The sequence below is a fragment of the Acinetobacter sp. YH12134 genome (assembly GCF_013418555.1).
Taxonomy (GTDB): domain Bacteria; phylum Pseudomonadota; class Gammaproteobacteria; order Pseudomonadales; family Moraxellaceae; genus Acinetobacter; species Acinetobacter indicus.
The window spans coordinates 58,350-72,641 of sequence record NZ_VPBT01000001.1; the positions used below are offsets into that span (position 1 = coordinate 58,350).

Annotated in this window: 15 protein-coding genes; 8 read left to right on the forward strand and 7 right to left on the reverse strand. The window is 44.5% G+C overall.

The window, feature by feature from the left end:
• Positions 1–49 precede the first annotated feature (49 nt).
• Positions 50–544: a hypothetical protein gene (locus tag FTU69_RS00265; RefSeq protein WP_180103306.1), complete on the forward strand. Its 495-nt coding sequence runs from the start codon at positions 50–52 to the stop codon at positions 542–544.
• 173 nt (positions 545–717) lie between these two features.
• Here the strand turns inward: FTU69_RS00265 and FTU69_RS00270 are convergent, their stop codons facing one another.
• Both FTU69_RS00270 and FTU69_RS00275 read right to left on the reverse strand, forming a co-directional pair.
• Positions 718–1,296: a DJ-1/PfpI family protein gene (locus tag FTU69_RS00270; RefSeq protein ID WP_180103307.1), complete on the reverse strand. Its 579-nt coding sequence runs from the start codon at positions 1,294–1,296 to the stop codon at positions 718–720.
• 223 nt (positions 1,297–1,519) lie between these two features.
• Positions 1,520–1,993 carry a hypothetical protein gene (locus FTU69_RS00275; protein WP_168407985.1) on the reverse strand — a complete coding sequence of 158 codons (474 nt, stop codon included), beginning with the start codon at positions 1,991–1,993 and terminating at the stop codon, positions 1,520–1,522.
• A 323-nt stretch (positions 1,994–2,316) separates the two neighbouring features.
• Here FTU69_RS00275 and FTU69_RS00280 point away from each other — a divergent pair, with 323 nt between their 5' ends.
• Positions 2,317–3,129: a hypothetical protein gene (locus FTU69_RS00280; protein ID WP_180103308.1), complete on the forward strand. Its 813-nt coding sequence runs from the start codon at positions 2,317–2,319 to the stop codon at positions 3,127–3,129.
• A gap of 533 nt (positions 3,130–3,662) precedes the next feature.
• Here FTU69_RS00280 and gatB read toward each other — a convergent pair.
• From gatB to gatC, 3 genes are read right to left on the reverse strand one after another with little or no spacing between them, the layout of a single operon-like run.
• The gene (gatB, locus tag FTU69_RS00285; RefSeq protein ID WP_180103309.1) at positions 3,663–5,138 is read right to left on the reverse strand and encodes an Asp-tRNA(Asn)/Glu-tRNA(Gln) amidotransferase subunit GatB; all 1,476 of its coding nucleotides are present in this window, start codon (positions 5,136–5,138) and stop codon (positions 3,663–3,665) included.
• Complete coding sequence (gene gatA, locus FTU69_RS00290; protein ID WP_104470939.1) at positions 5,138–6,616, reverse strand: Asp-tRNA(Asn)/Glu-tRNA(Gln) amidotransferase subunit GatA; 1,479 nt, start codon at positions 6,614–6,616, stop codon at positions 5,138–5,140. The genes gatB and gatA overlap by 1 nt, the downstream gene beginning before the upstream one ends.
• A gap of 48 nt (positions 6,617–6,664) precedes the next feature.
• Entirely contained in the window at positions 6,665–6,979 is a 315-nt protein-coding gene (gene gatC / locus FTU69_RS00295; protein ID WP_045796270.1) for an Asp-tRNA(Asn)/Glu-tRNA(Gln) amidotransferase subunit GatC, read from the reverse strand.
• Positions 6,980–7,111: 132 nt separating this feature from the next.
• On the opposite strand from gatC, the gene FTU69_RS00300 reads away from it, so the two are divergent.
• From FTU69_RS00300 to FTU69_RS00325, 6 genes are all read left to right on the forward strand, one after another.
• Positions 7,112–8,158 (forward strand): rod shape-determining protein, encoded by a 1,047-nt coding sequence (locus FTU69_RS00300; protein ID WP_005179708.1) that lies wholly within the window; start codon positions 7,112–7,114, stop codon positions 8,156–8,158.
• 16 nt (positions 8,159–8,174) lie between these two features.
• Positions 8,175–9,032 carry a rod shape-determining protein MreC gene (mreC, locus tag FTU69_RS00305; protein ID WP_005179707.1) on the forward strand — a complete coding sequence of 286 codons (858 nt, stop codon included), beginning with the start codon at positions 8,175–8,177 and terminating at the stop codon, positions 9,030–9,032.
• Positions 9,019–9,513, forward strand: coding sequence for a rod shape-determining protein MreD (gene mreD / locus FTU69_RS00310; protein ID WP_016659382.1), 495 nt, complete (start codon positions 9,019–9,021; stop codon positions 9,511–9,513). Before mreC ends, mreD begins: the two co-directional genes overlap by 14 nt.
• A complete protein-coding gene (locus FTU69_RS00315; protein WP_016659381.1) occupies positions 9,498–10,067 on the forward strand; it encodes a Maf family nucleotide pyrophosphatase in 570 nt (189 codons plus the stop codon). The genes mreD and FTU69_RS00315 overlap by 16 nt, the downstream gene beginning before the upstream one ends.
• A gap of 40 nt (positions 10,068–10,107) precedes the next feature.
• Positions 10,108–11,562, forward strand: coding sequence for a ribonuclease G (gene rng, locus FTU69_RS00320; RefSeq protein WP_005179701.1), 1,455 nt, complete (start codon positions 10,108–10,110; stop codon positions 11,560–11,562).
• Between the two features lie 132 nt (positions 11,563–11,694).
• Positions 11,695–11,868: a PA1571 family protein gene (locus tag FTU69_RS00325; protein WP_005179698.1), complete on the forward strand. Its 174-nt coding sequence runs from the start codon at positions 11,695–11,697 to the stop codon at positions 11,866–11,868.
• Positions 11,869–11,977: 109 nt separating this feature from the next.
• Here FTU69_RS00325 and FTU69_RS00330 read toward each other — a convergent pair whose 3' ends face one another.
• Positions 11,978–13,369, reverse strand: a complete 1,392-nt coding sequence (locus FTU69_RS00330; RefSeq protein WP_005179696.1) for a wax ester/triacylglycerol synthase family O-acyltransferase — start codon at positions 13,367–13,369, stop codon at positions 11,978–11,980.
• A gap of 163 nt (positions 13,370–13,532) precedes the next feature.
• Positions 13,533–14,267 (reverse strand): phosphoadenylyl-sulfate reductase, encoded by a 735-nt coding sequence (locus FTU69_RS00335; RefSeq protein WP_045796276.1) that lies wholly within the window; start codon positions 14,265–14,267, stop codon positions 13,533–13,535.
• Positions 14,268–14,292: the final 25 nt, after the last annotated feature.

Here is a 14,292-nt window from a genome sequence, read left to right on the forward strand (position 1 = left end):
GCTACAAATAGGCTATTTCTGGGATAAGTCGATGTTGGCGAGGTATAACATGATGCAGTTGAGTCTAAAGCAGCTACGAGGATGGAGTCTAGCGATTGCGCTATTGGGTTGCTCACAAGTGAGTACGGCTGGTCCGGCCGTTGATCAGTTGAGTGACTGTCTGGTGAAGTCGACCACGGCAACCGATAAAACTGCGGTATTACAGTGGACCTTTGTTGCGCTATCTGCACATCCGGATTTGAAACATTTGAGTCAGGTAACGCCAGAACAAAAACAGGCTTTAGATCAAAAGCTGGCAACCGTTTTGCAGCGGATACTGGTAGAGCAATGTTCTGCGCAGGCCAAAGCGGTGATTCAGGCTGAGGGCATCCAAGCGGTCGGCAGCAGTTTTCAGGAGCTGGGACAAATTACCGGTGAAGAACTTTTAAAGACGCCTGAAATTAAAAGTCAGTTGAATGGTGTACTGCGTTATCTGGATTTAAACAAGTTGATGATGACCTTTTTGACGCCAGATGTGTGGAATAAGTTGGGTGTAACGAGGTAGTTCGGCCTTTGAAGATTATGAATAGTGAGAGCGATTTATAAACTGAATCGAAAGCATTAATGTTATAAAAAAAGCCATTAAAAAAGCTCCTTGAATCAAAGGAGCTTTTTTTATTTTTGAATCTAAAGGCTGATAGGTCATCTCATAAAAGATTCACTTGAGGAACAACACAATTAAACCGTCACAGTCGCCCCTAAAGCTTGAATAAACTGTGCCATCCAAGCAGGGTGTGCAGGCCAAGCCGGCGCTGTGATCAAGTGTCCATCAGTTACAGCTTCAGTTACTTCAATGTCTGCGTAAGTTCCGCCTGCAAGTTTCACCTCGGCTGCACAGGCAGGGTAAGCGGAACAAGTACGACCTTTGAGTACATCGGCTGCCGCAAGAATTTGTGCACCATGACAAACTGCTGCAATCGGTTTTTTCGCTGCGTCAAATTCGCGTACGATTTCAATCACACGTGCATTCATACGTAAATATTCAGGTGCACGACCACCCGGAATCACTAAGCCGACATAGTTATCTGAGTTAACTACATCAAAGTCATAGTTAATGGCAAAGTTATGACCGCGTTTTTCACTATAGGTTTGCTCGCCTTCAAAGTCATGAATAGCTGTAGCGATGCTTTCACCTTCATTTTTATCGGGGCAGACCGCATGTACGGTATAACCGAGACCTGTTAAAAACTGAAAAGGCACCATGGTTTCATAGTCTTCAGCATAGTCACCAACGAGCATTAAAATTTGTTTTGACATCTTTAAACCCTCTTAATTGTTTGTGCATATTTATGTTCAATTTTGATCTAAATTAGCACAGTTCAGATGTCATTTTTAAGTCATTCAGTGCTCTTTAGTCGTATAGCTGAGGTTGTTTATATAAAAAAGCCCCAAGTAATTGAGGCGTTTTAACTGTCTGTATAAGCGTGTTAAATCAATCAGTTTATATATTCATGGATATGAAATTTACTATGCTGAGGTGTTAATAGTCTAATGTGCAAGCTTTGCCCTGATATTCATAACGGTTGACATCATATTTTTGACCATTCCAACGGTAAACTGCAAAACAAAATCCGGGGCCACCATTTTCAATATCTGGCCAGCCGTATTTTCCTTTGGTTTTTAGAAAAGTAGGGATGCCCATGTTTTCAAAAATAAGTTTCCAATTTCCAGTTTTTTGCTGAGCAACGATATGGTAGCCGACACCTGTGTTGCCATAGCACATGGTGCTGTAGTCTGAAATGACTGCGTCTTTTAGACCGTCACCATTGAGGTCTTTGTATGTGGTGATTTCACCTGTGTCGCAGCTGCCTTCCCAGCCATGTTTGGTTTTTGAAAAGCCTGCGGCTTTAAATATTTGGCTGGCTTCTTTAGCAGGAACAGTGGGTTTGGTTTCTGCAAAGATGGTAGTGCTGAAGAAGGCAAGGCTAGAAAGTGTGAGGATGGCTATTTTCATTTTTGTCCTTTGATTTTTTGCAAGTGGTTAATGTTCTTAAAGTATTAGAATGTGGTTAACGTAGTGGTTTTTCGGGAATTAAAACTACTTAATATAAAAATCCTCTCCCTAGCCCTCTCCTTTAAAAAAGGAGAGGGAAGACCGCGTATCCAATTAATCACATGACAAAGTCTCCCTTTTCTAAAGGGAGGTTTAGAGGGATTAGGGAAGTTGAATACGTCCTAAGTCTTCGAGTTTGGCGATGGAGGATACTTTTTTGATGGTCATCTTATTTAATAAACAGTTCTTTGTGCTAGATTACATCATAAATTTAGGGGGAAGAAATGAGTTATTTTTCTATAGATGAATCCATTGAAAATATTAAAAATCCATATACAAAAGAATTATTTAAAGAAGTTTACTCTTCTTATGCAATGGGGAATTATAGATCTGCTACTGTGATGCTTTGGTCGGTTGTAGTGACAGATCTTGTCCATAAATTGAAGGAGTTAGATAGTGTTTATAGTGATCCTAAAGCAGCACAAATTCTTCAATACATTCAAGCCGAGCAGACTAAAGATCCTAAGTCATCTAAATGGGAGTCTGAGATTATTGATAAGTTTTATAAAGAAATAAATTTTTTTGAAACTTTTGAAGTTGCTAATTTAGAGCATTTACAGAAAATGAGACATGTATCAGCTCACCCAGTAATTACATCAACAGACTTATTGCACTCTCCTACAAAAGAGACAGTGTACAGCTTGATAAGAAATGCTCTAGAAAGCGTACTAACTAAAGAAGCTTTATTTTCCTCTAAAATTATTGATGTTATGCTTAAAGATTTGAATACTATTAGAGATACTTTAGTTGGTTATGATCAAAGAGATCGTTATTTTTCTCATAAATTCCTTTCAAAAATGCCTAATGCAGTATTGCTCAAGTTCTTAAAGACATTATGGAAGTTTCTTTTTAGAGTTAATAATCCAGAAACAATACTCAATAAAGATATTAATTTGGATATTTTAAATAGTATCATTAATAGAAAAGAGCAGATTTTTATAGAGTTTTTAAATAAAGAAAAAGATTTTATTTCTGATATTCAGTTAGAAGATAATTTAAAAGAAAATCTACTTCATTTCTTATTGAACAATAGATGATGTTTTGAATATTTTAGTGAAAACTCTATTCAAACTGTAACTACAATTATTGAGGCAAGTGATAGTAAGTTTCAGTTAATTAAGTTTAAGCGTATTATTGATTATATTGATTTTTTAATTAGAAACTCAAATAATTATTCATTATCAAACTTTAATATTATAGAAGGTGAAGCTGAGGAGTATAGTTGTAAAGATAAATTCTATGACTACTGTATTGAAGGATACTCTTTTGCAAGATCATTTGATTCAGCTAATGACAGATTTGATAAGTTAATACGTCCTTATTTTCAAAACTTTAGTTTTCAACAATTAAAAAATTTAGCTAGTAAGGTTAATCAAAATTCACAATGTTATGATAGAAGTCGTGCAAAAAGAGATCACAAATTAATTATTGAAAAAATATTAGAAAATGATCCAACATACGATTTTACAGGTTTAGATGGTTTTATAGATGGGAATGAATCACTGATTTCATCTTTAACCGATTAATAAAAAACCCGCTTTCGCGGGTTTTCTTTTGAAACTAGATCAGCTTAACCGATCAATTTCTTCATTAATTCATTGACTTGCGCAGGGTTAGCTTTGCCTTTTGCAGCTTTCATCACTTGACCCACAAGACCGTTAAAGGCTTTCTCTTTACCAGATTTATACTCTTCAACCATCTTCTCGTTCGCAGCAAGCACGTCTTTAATGATTGCTTCAATCGCACCTGTATCAGTTTCCTGCTTTAAGCCTTTTTCAGCAATAATCTCGTCCGCAGATTTGCCTTCTTCCCACATAAAGCCGAATACTTGCTTCGCGATCTTACCGTTAATCGTGTTGTCCACAATACGCGCGATCATACCGCCAAGTTTTTCCGCAGATACAGGAGAATCAGCCAAATCTAAGCCTGCTTTATTTAAAGCACCTGAGAATTCGCCCATTACCCAGTTTGCAGCAATCTTACCTTGTGCCGCACCACCAGCCGCAGCAACTACAGCTTCGTAAAATTCTGACATTTCACGAGTTAATGTAAGCACGTGAGCATCGTACTCAGTTACACCAAAGTCTGCTACGAAACGCGCACGGCGTGCAGCAGGAAGCTCAGGCATAGTCGCTTTAATGGCTTCAATTTGCGCATCAGGAATAATCACAGGCAACAAGTCTGGATCAGGGAAGTAACGGTAGTCGTTGGCTTCTTCCTTCGAACGCATTGAACGCGTTTCCATCTTCACAGGGTCGAACAAACGAGTTTCCTGGTCGATGGTGCCATCCCATTCCAAAATTTCCATTTGACGTTCAATTTCAACATTAATCGCCTGTTCAATGAAACGGAATGAGTTCAAGTTTTTAAGCTCACAACGTGTACCGAATGGCTGACCCGGACGACGTAGCGACACGTTACAGTCAGCACGGAATGAACCTTCGGCCATGTTACCGTCAGAAATACCCAACCAACGCACCAGTGTGTGAATCGCTTTAATATAAGCAACCGCTTCTTCAACTGAGCGCATATCTGGTTCAGATACAATTTCTAAAAGGGGTGTACCCGCACGGTTTAAGTCGATGCCAGACATGCCTTCAAATTGGTCATGGATTGATTTACCCGCATCTTCCTCAAGATGCGCACGAGTTACGCCAATACGTTTAACTGTACCATCTTCAAGCTGGATGTCGATATGACCCAAGCCCACAATCGGGTTGTCCATCTGACTGATCTGATAGCCTTTAGGCGAATCCGGGTAGAAGTAGTTTTTACGTGCAAATACAGACGCTTGGTCGATGTAGGCATCAATCCCCAAACCAAAGCGAATCGCCAGATCAACCACTTCTTTGTTGAGTACAGGCAGTACACCTGGCATGGCTAAATCTACAAGGCTGGCCTGAGTATTTGGATCATTACCAAACTCGGTTGATGAACCGGAGAAGATTTTAGAGTTGGTCGCAAGCTGGGTGTGAATCTCGATCCCAATGACAACTTCCCAGCCATCAATCAGGTTAGATTTTGGTTTCGCGTTATTCTTCGCCATTATGCGTTCTCCTCAGCAATTGCCGCACGTTGTGTATGCCAATTGGTGGCTTGTTGGTACTGGTGCACCACAGACAACAATTGAGATTCTGACCAGTAATTACCAATCAGCTGTAAGCCAACTGGCAGGTTGTTCTGGTCAAAACCAACAGGGGCATTAATGGCAGGCAGACCGGCCAGGTTCACCGCAAGGGTGTAAATATCACCCAGATACATTTCTACCGGAGTCAGGTCAGCACCCACTTTATAGGCAGTAGTCGGTGCAGATGGCGCAGCAATCACATCCACCTGTTCAAAGGCTTTCAGGAAGTCTTGCTGAATTAAACGACGGACTTTCTGCGCTTTTACATAGTAGGCATCGTAATAACCGGCAGACAGGGCATAGGTACCAATCAGGATACGGCGCTGAACTTCAGCACCGAAACCTTCTGAACGAGAACGTTTGTACAGGTCCAGAATATCTTTTGGATCTTCACAGCGATAGCCATAACGTACGCCGTCATAACGTGACAGGTTAGAAGATGCTTCCGCTGGCGCAATCAGGTAATAAGTTGGTACATAGGCTTCAGTCATGTTGAGATCAACCTCAACCAGAATGGCACCCATCTCTGCTAATTTTTTCAGCGATTCTTCAACGCGTGCTTTTACATCTGCGGCCAGACCGGCAACGTTAAAGTACTGTTTTGGAATACCAATACGTAAACCTTTTAACGATGTACCATTCAGGTTCGCCACGTAATCATCGACATCTTTCTCGACCGACGTTGAATCTTTGGCATCATGACCCGCCATCACGTTCATCAGATACGCACAGTCTTCCGCAGAACGCGCCATAGGACCGCCTTGGTCTAAAGATGATGCGTATGCGATCATACCGAAACGTGAAACACGGCCATAGGTTGGTTTCAGACCGGTCAAGCCACAGAAAGAAGCTGGCTGACGAATCGAACCACCGGTATCGGTACCGGTTGCAAATGGCGCCAGATCAGCCGCGACCACCGCAGCCGAACCACCTGAAGAACCACCCGGTACACGATCCAGTGCCCACGGGTTTTTGGTTGCGCCAAAGTATGAGCTTTCCGAGGTCGAACCCATTGCGAATTCGTCCATGTTCACTTTACCTAAAGTGACTAAGCCAGCAGTTTTACCTTTGGCAACCACCGTAGCATCGTAAGGCGAGATAAAGTTATCCAGCATTTTAGAACCAGCGGTGGTTTTAATGCCTTGGGTACAGAAAATATCTTTATGCGCAATAGGCACACCGGTCAGCACACCAGCGCCGCCAGCTTGACGCAACGCATCGGCAGCATCGGCTTGGGCCAGCGCCTGTTCCGCAGTTACGGTGACATAGGCATTGACCTGGGCATCAATTTTTTCGATGCGTTTTAAATAATGTTCGGTCAATTCGCGAGCAGAGAATTTTGCATTGGCTAAACCCTCAGTCAGTTCACGAATGGATAAGCGATGTAAATCTGTCATGAGAAATATTCTTTACCTGAATTCAACAAAAAGATGAGCGCTGAAAAATTATTCAATTACGCGTGGTACCAGATACAAACCGTCCTGCACGGCAGGTGCAACGGCCTGATATTCCTCACGATGGTTATCTTCAGACACCACATCTTCACGTAGCGGTTGAGGGTGGTCAAATGGGCTTTTGAGTGGCTCAACGCCATCGGTATTGATGCCTTTTAAGGTTTCCATCATGCCTAAAATTTTATTTAGACTTTGAGCATATTCAGCAGATTGCGTATCATTGAGCGACAACCGAGCAAGATTGGCGATTGCTGAAACTGTTTGTGCATTTAAATCTGCAGAATGCTGTGCATCCGATGTAGACATAACATCACCTAATCAGTATTAAAAATTTTCAAAATATCGTGCGTTATAATAAGCGATTGACTTGTCCAAAGCATCACATTTAGTTAAAGTTGCCAACTTGCGTCCACATAAAGTTTAATCGAGAACGACTCCGTGATTCTAAAACGACTAATTGGCTTGTTTTCACCAGATCTAGCCATTGATTTAGGTACAGCAAATACACTTATTTATGCGCCAGGACGAGGCATTATATTAAATGAACCGACGGTTGTGGCAATTCGTCACAGCGGTTCACAGAAAATCGTTGCCGCAGTCGGTCTGGATGCTAAACAGATGCTGGGTCGTACACCTGCCAATATTTCTGCCATTCGTCCAATGAAAGACGGCGTCATTGCCGACTTTGAAGTGACTGAAACCATGCTGAACCAGTTCATCAGTAAAGTGCATGAAAAGCGCCTGTTTCCGCCTGCACCGCGCGTGGTGGTGTGTGTGCCATGCAAATCGACGCTGGTTGAACGTCGCGCCATTCGTGAGGCAGTGTTTAATGCCGGTGCGCGTGATGTCCGTTTAATTGAAGAGCCGATGGCTGCAGCAATTGGTGCCGGTATGCCGGTTGAGCAGGCGTGTGGTTCGATGGTGGTCGATGTGGGCGGTGGTACAACTGAAATTGCGATTATTTCGCTACAAGGTTGTGTCTATGCAGATTCACTGCGTATTGGTGGTGATGTGTTTGATGAGCAGATCATCAACTATGTCCGTAAAGCGCATGGCTGTGTGATTGGTGAAACCACAGCAGAAACCATCAAGAAAGAAGTGGGCATGGCAGTTCCTGAAGAGGGTGCGAAACCACTGGAAATTGAAGTGCGTGGCCGTAACCTGGCCGAAGGGGTACCTCGTGCCATTACCGTGACTTCTGATGAAATTACCCAGGCGATTTCTGATCCGCTACAAAATATTGTGTCGGCAGTAAAATCGGCGCTGGAACAAACACCACCAGAATTGTCTTCCGATATCGCCGAGCGCGGTATTGTCCTGACCGGTGGTGGTGCCTTGCTGCGTAATCTGGACAAGCTGTTGGCCAAAGAAACCGGCTTGCCAGTGGTCGTGGCTGAAGAGCCTTTAACCTGTGTTACCCGTGGTGGTGGCAAGGTGCTGGAATTCTTTGATAATCCAAACCATGACATGTTATTTGTAGGCTAATCAAAAGGACCCGGCGGTGCAATCACATCTGTTTTCCAGACAACCGCCATCTTTTCGCTCCTTTATTATTGCGGTCATTACATGCCTGGTGGTGCTGTTTTTTAACTGGCGCATGCCGCATGTAATTCAACCGGCAAGGGATCTCTTGTACGCGGCATATAATCCGATTTATGCGCTGGCAAGTTATCCGGTGTTGTCGCGAGAATGGCTAAGTCAACAAAGTAAATCTGAAGCCCAGCTGCGTCGTGAAAATACCGCGATGCAGGCCGAGCTGCTTCAGGCACAGGTACGCCTGCAAAAACTCTCCGAACTGTCTGCCGAAAATACCCGTTTACGTGGCCTGCTCGATACGCCACTGATCATTGACGGACGCATGGAAATTGCCGAAGTGATTGGGACCGATGCCGATCCGCTACGACATATTATTGTGATTAACCGCGGCGCCAACCGTCAGCTCAAAGTCGGGCAAACCGTGCTGGATGATCGTGGTATTATGGGCCAGATTGTTGATGTCTATCCGCACAGTAGCCGGGTGATGCTGCTGTCTGATAAAGAACATTCGCTGTCGGTACGTCTGGAACATACCGGTATGCGCGCGATTGTTTCGGGTACGGGTGACTTAGGTCGTTTAAAAATGGAATATGTGCCGACCAGCGCCAATATCAAAGTCGGTGAAAAAGTCTATAGCTCCGGACTCGGTGAACATTTCCCGGCAGGTTATCTGGTCGGAACTATTTCCAAGGTCAGCCGGCATAACTCGGGCGAGTTTGCGCAAATTGATGTGATTCCTGCTGCACAGCTGGCCGGTGGACATCATGTGGTGGTGTTATTCTCTGAATCCTTATCACGGGAGCAGCCACATGCCAATCGCTAAAATGGGCCAGCGCAAACCCAAAGATCCTTTATTCCCGATTATTTTTTCGGTCATTATTGCCTCGGTGCTGCTGGTTTATCCTTTGTCTTATGGCTTATCGGGCTGGCGTCCGGTATTTATGATGATGGTGATGCTGTTCTGGGTCATGAGCCAGCCGACCTGGTGCGGCGTCTGGTTTGCCTTTGGCACCGGCCTGTTTGCAGATTTGCTGCTGGATGCACCGCTGGGCATGAATGCCTTAAGTTTTGTATTAATTACTTTTGTGGCGCGATTCTTGACCCGTGAACGCCGGGTGATGACTTTTGCCAATTTATGGGTGATTGCCAGTATTGCCATTGTGGTCCATCTGGCGCTGATCTGGCTGTTACAGGTTATGGCTGGTATTGAATTTCCATTTGCCCGTCACTGGCAACCGGTGCTGTCCAGCATTCTGGTCTGGCCGGTGCTGTATTATCTGCTACGAAAATGGCGCAGCGTATAATTCTGGCCTCCAGCTCACCTAGACGCCGTGAGCTGCTTGAACAGTTGGGGCTGCAATTCGAGATTTACAGCCCGGACATCGACGAGTCTATCTTGCCAGATGAGCCAGTCGAGCAGTATGTTGAGCGGCTGGCCTGTGCCAAAGCCGATGCCGTGTTGGCACGTTTCCCTGATGCGATTGTGATTGCCGCCGATACCAGTTTGGGTGTTGATGGGCAGATTTTAGGAAAACCAGAATCCAAAGCGCATGCCTTTGCCATGTGGCAGCAGATTTCCGGTCGAAAACATGATGTATTTTCAGGTGTTTGCGTACGCACAAAAGCAGAAAAATACAGTATAGTGGTACGTACCCAGGTTGAATTTCAAGCGCTGAGTCTGAGTGACATGGAGTGTTATTGGGCCAGTGGAGAGCCGCTGGGTAAGGCGGGAGCCTATGCCATACAGGGCATTGCAGCACGTTATATCCCGCGTATTGAAGGCAGTTATAGCAACGTGGTGGGATTGCCGCTGCATGAAACCGTACAGTTATTACAGACAGTTAAGGCACTAAATTAACTGCTGCTACAAGAATTTTTATAAGGCTTTGAGTTGTATTATGTCTGACGAGTTGTTGATTAACGTCACGCCTATGGAATGTCGTGTCGCGTTAATTCAAAACGGCACGGTCAATGAATTATTTGTTGAACGTACCGCCAAACGTGGTTTAGTAGGAAATATTTATAAAGGTAAAGTGGTACGGGTGCTGCCAGGTATGCAGGCCGCCTTTGTCGATATTGGGCTGTCACGTACCGCTTTTTTACATATCAATGACATGGTCTGGCCACGCAGCCAGCCAACGCCGAATGTTTTCGAGCTGTTACAGCCGGGACAAATCCTTACTGTGCAGGTCATGAAAGACATGCTCGGTACCAAAGGTGCGCGTCTGTCGACCGATCTGTCAATTCCTTCGCGTTATCTGGTTTTGATGCCGTTTGGCAGCCATATTGGGGTATCACAGCGGATTGAATCGGATGAAGAGCGTGACCGTTTACGCTCGATGATTGAACGCATTCAGAAACAGCATAAACTGCCGGGCTCGGTGATTGTTCGTACCGCTGCAGAAGGGGTGGAAGAAGCCGCCATTGCCCAGGATATGGCCTATTTGGCCAAGCTGTGGGAGCATATTCAGCGTAAACAGAAAATTATTGCGGTGCCGTCTTTAATTTTTGAAGAGCTACCTTTACCGCAGCGTGTGATTCGCGATCTGGCCAATGAAGAAACCGCCAAAATCTATGTCGATTCACGTGAAATCTATGCCAAGCTAAAAGACTTTGTCGATGAGTTTGTGCCGAATATGCAAAACCGCTTGTTGCATTATCCGGGTGAGCGACCGCTGTTTGATTTATACAATGTCGAAGAAGATATCCAGAAGGCACTTCAAACCCGCGTGGCGCTGAAATCGGGTGGCTATCTGATGATTGATCAGACCGAAGCCATGACCACCATTGATATCAATACCGGTTCTTATGTCGGCGGGCGTAGTCTGGAAGACACGGTCTTTAAAACCAATATGGAAGCCACACAGGTGATTGCACGTCAGTTGCGACTGCGTAATCTGGGCGGGATTATCATCATTGATTTTATTGACATGCAGGAAGCGCAGCATCGTGAAGAAGTGATGTGCCAGTTCGAGAAAATGCTGGAACGCGATCATGCTAAAACCAAAATTACCCAGGTGTCTGAACTGGGTCTGGTGGAAATGACCCGTAAGCGTACCCGTGAATCTCTGGAACATTTGCTGTGTGAGTCTTGTCCAACCTGTCAGGGCCGCGGTTATGTGAAAACAGCCGAGTCAGTGTGTTACGAGATTTTTCGAGAAATTATGCGCTATGCACGTGCCTTTGAATCTCAGCGTGGCTTTACTGTCGTTGCCCATCCATCGGTGATTGACCGGCTGTTAACCGCAGAAGCACCAGCCGTCGCGGATCTGGAGCATTTCGTGAATCGTGTCATAAAATTCCAGGTTGAAAATTTATACACGCAAGAGCAATACGATATCATTTTAAGCTGAAATTGTAACAGGATATCGTTAAACAGTTGTTACATCTGAAATTTTACTTTTTTAGGTAGATTCACAATACTAAGCATACACCAGAGCCAAAGCCGTAATCTCCCTTACGGTTTCAGCAAAATGAGGTCTATCATGGGTATGAGCGAAGTCGTGATTAATAAAAGTCTTAAAGTTTTAGAACCAAAAACTGTACACAGTGCGGCGTATATCGTAGATGAGCAAGGTAAAGAAGTACAAATTACTACCGCCATGATTCGCACCGTCTGTCAGCAATTATTAAAACAATGTCGAACCATTAAAAGTTAAGGGGCCTTTTGAAAGCCCCTTAATTTTTTCTCTTATCATTACAATTTTAAAAACGAGATTCATACTTTTCGTCTGAATCTCGATATTCTTCCGGCCTGGGCCGAGTCTTTCAACTGACTTTTTGTTCCACCTCGTCCAAGGTCACATCTACCGTTTCAATAATCCGTTCAAAACGCTGAATTTCATCTTCCAGATGCTGTAACAGGTTCTGCATTTTTGGCAGGGCATTGCGACAGGCCGTTAAACCGACTTCCAGCTTGTCCTGATAACTAGTCATGGTGATATTCAGCGCTTGACCATCCAGCACAATTGAAGCCGGATACAGTGCTTCGAGTTTGGCACCATTCCAGTACAGCGCTTCACGCGGTCCCGGTACATTGGAAATGACCAGGTTAAAGGCCTGACGTTTTGGCATTAAACCAGACACAATGTTTAGGCCGGCGGCGCTATAAACAAAGGCGCTATAGTTGAGAATCTGGTTGGCATTCATGCGTTTAAAGCGTTCTTTGGCATTTAGTACGCTGCGGCGAATAATGCTGAGACGTTCCAGCGGATTGTCCTTATGCGTCGCCAGATTGGCCAGAATCATGGTAATCCGGTTGGATACATCGGAATCATCGCTACGGACTGAGGCGGGCACCATGGCAATTAGTGGTTTTCTTGGCAGGGCATTCTGGCTGAGTAAATATTCACGTAAGGCACCTGAACAGATGGCCAGCACAATGTCATTAATCGTCACGCCTAGGGCCTTGGCAATTTTATGCAGACGGGCAAACTCATAGGACTGTGCAGCAAAGCGGCGTGAAGAACTGACGCGCTGATTCAGAATTGAACTTGGCGCCTGGAAGCTGGATACATAATCCGGATTACGGCCCATATCTTTCATTACGGTTTGTGATAACTCGTACATGACTCGCGGTGTGGCTTCCAGCTGGCTTTTCAGGCCTGCTGCAATATTTTTAAAGCGGCTGGCTTTTGGCTCTTTCAGGCGTTTGGCGCGGCGGCCTTCTACACACCAAGGCGGTACAATACTTTTGGCATCTGGATCGTGTGAGAGCGATTTTTCCAGTAAGCGCATGCCGGCAATGCCATCAACCATAGCATGATGGATTTTGAAGTACATGGCAAAGCGGTTGCCCTCAATGCCTTCAATAATATGACAGGTCCACAGCGGTTTGGCGCGGTCAATCAGCGCGCTGTGTTCTTGAGAAATATAGGTCAGTAATTCACGGATTCGTCCCGGATGAGGCAGGGCGATATGACGGAAATGGTGGTCCAGATCAAATTCAGGATCTTCATCCCAGAATAGTCCATTTAATTTATTATTAAATGGTGGAATCGGCATCGATTGAGAATTACGGATGTCTTCGACCAGATCTTGAATAAAGGTTTCAGGTGCATTCTCTGGAATCTGAAATAGGAATAACCCCCCAACATGCATCGGTTGCTGGCGTTTTTCTAAAGACAGAAAGATAAAATCAATCGGATGTAATGGACGCATAGCGTTAATTGCCTCACTGCAATATGACCGACCCTCATTGGAACGGCTTTTTAGAATTATAGGTGAACTGACTTAGTATATAGTGTTTATCATATAAACGCGGAACTTTGTTTATTCTGTTGCGTAAAAAAATAAACCACTGCTGGGCAGTGGTCTAGCGTATTTATTTTTTCAGATTTCCGGCGTGAAGTCCACATTCTTTATGGGTTGCATCTTCCCACCACCAGCGGCCTTCGCGTTCATGCTGGTTTGGTAACACCGCACGAGTACATGGTTCACAGCCAATCGAAATAAAACCTTTTTCATGTAATGGATTATATGGAATTTCCATTAAACGGATGTAATTCCAGACATCACTGCTGGACCAGTTGGCCAAGGGATTGTACTTGATGAGCTGTTTGCCAGGACCAGAAAAACCTGGGTCAGCCTGAACCACTGGAATTTCATTGCGCGTGCCCGGACTCTGGTCTTTACGCTGACCGGTAATCCAGCCATCTAGCGTGGCCAGCTTTTTACGCAGCGGCTGAACCTTACGGATGCCACAGCATTCCTGATGACCGTCGGCGTAGAAACTGAACAGGCCTTTTTCATTAACCAATTGCTGAATGGCTTCAGTTTCCGGGAAACAGATTTCAATTGGAATATTATAGTGCTTGCGAACGGTTTCAATAAATTGATAGGTTTCACCATGCAAACGGCCGGTATCCAGGCTAAAGACACGAAATGGCAGGCCTAAGTTGGCTGCCATATCAATCAGTACCACATCTTCAGCGCCTGAAAAGGAAATCGCAATTTCACCTGGCTGGTTGAGTGCCAGTTTTAGAATTTCACTTGGAGATTTATCTGCATACTCGGCGGCAAGCGCGTCAACGAGATCAATAGTGGGAATGGTAGTCATAATATTCCTGGCTATAGGCTTGGAG

Bases quoted from the DNA above. Each gene is read 5' to 3' on its own strand.
- FTU69_RS00275 (WP_168407985.1), bottom strand. From the start codon at position 1,993: ATGAAAATAGCCATCCTCACACTTTCTAGCCTTGCCTTCTTCAGCACT.
- FTU69_RS00315 (WP_016659381.1), top strand. From the start codon at position 9,498: ATGGCGCAGCGTATAATTCTGGCCTCCAGCTCACCTAGACGCCGTGAG.
- FTU69_RS00330 (WP_005179696.1), bottom strand. From the start codon at position 13,369: ATGCGTCCATTACATCCGATTGATTTTATCTTTCTGTCTTTAGAAAAA.
- FTU69_RS00280 (WP_180103308.1), top strand. From the start codon at position 2,317: ATGAGTTATTTTTCTATAGATGAATCCATTGAAAATATTAAAAATCCA.
- FTU69_RS00335 (WP_045796276.1), bottom strand. From the start codon at position 14,267: ATGACTACCATTCCCACTATTGATCTCGTTGACGCGCTTGCCGCCGAG.
- rng (WP_005179701.1), top strand. From the start codon at position 10,108: ATGTCTGACGAGTTGTTGATTAACGTCACGCCTATGGAATGTCGTGTC.
- FTU69_RS00325 (WP_005179698.1), top strand. From the start codon at position 11,695: ATGGGTATGAGCGAAGTCGTGATTAATAAAAGTCTTAAAGTTTTAGAA.
- FTU69_RS00270 (WP_180103307.1), bottom strand. From the start codon at position 1,296: ATGTCAAAACAAATTTTAATGCTCGTTGGTGACTATGCTGAAGACTAT.
- FTU69_RS00265 (WP_180103306.1), top strand. From the start codon at position 50: ATGATGCAGTTGAGTCTAAAGCAGCTACGAGGATGGAGTCTAGCGATT.
- gatC (WP_045796270.1), bottom strand. From the start codon at position 6,979: ATGTCTACATCGGATGCACAGCATTCTGCAGATTTAAATGCACAAACA.
- gatA (WP_104470939.1), bottom strand. From the start codon at position 6,616: ATGACAGATTTACATCGCTTATCCATTCGTGAACTGACTGAGGGTTTA.
- gatB (WP_180103309.1), bottom strand. From the start codon at position 5,138: ATGGCGAAGAATAACGCGAAACCAAAATCTAACCTGATTGATGGCTGG.
- mreD (WP_016659382.1), top strand. From the start codon at position 9,019: ATGCCAATCGCTAAAATGGGCCAGCGCAAACCCAAAGATCCTTTATTC.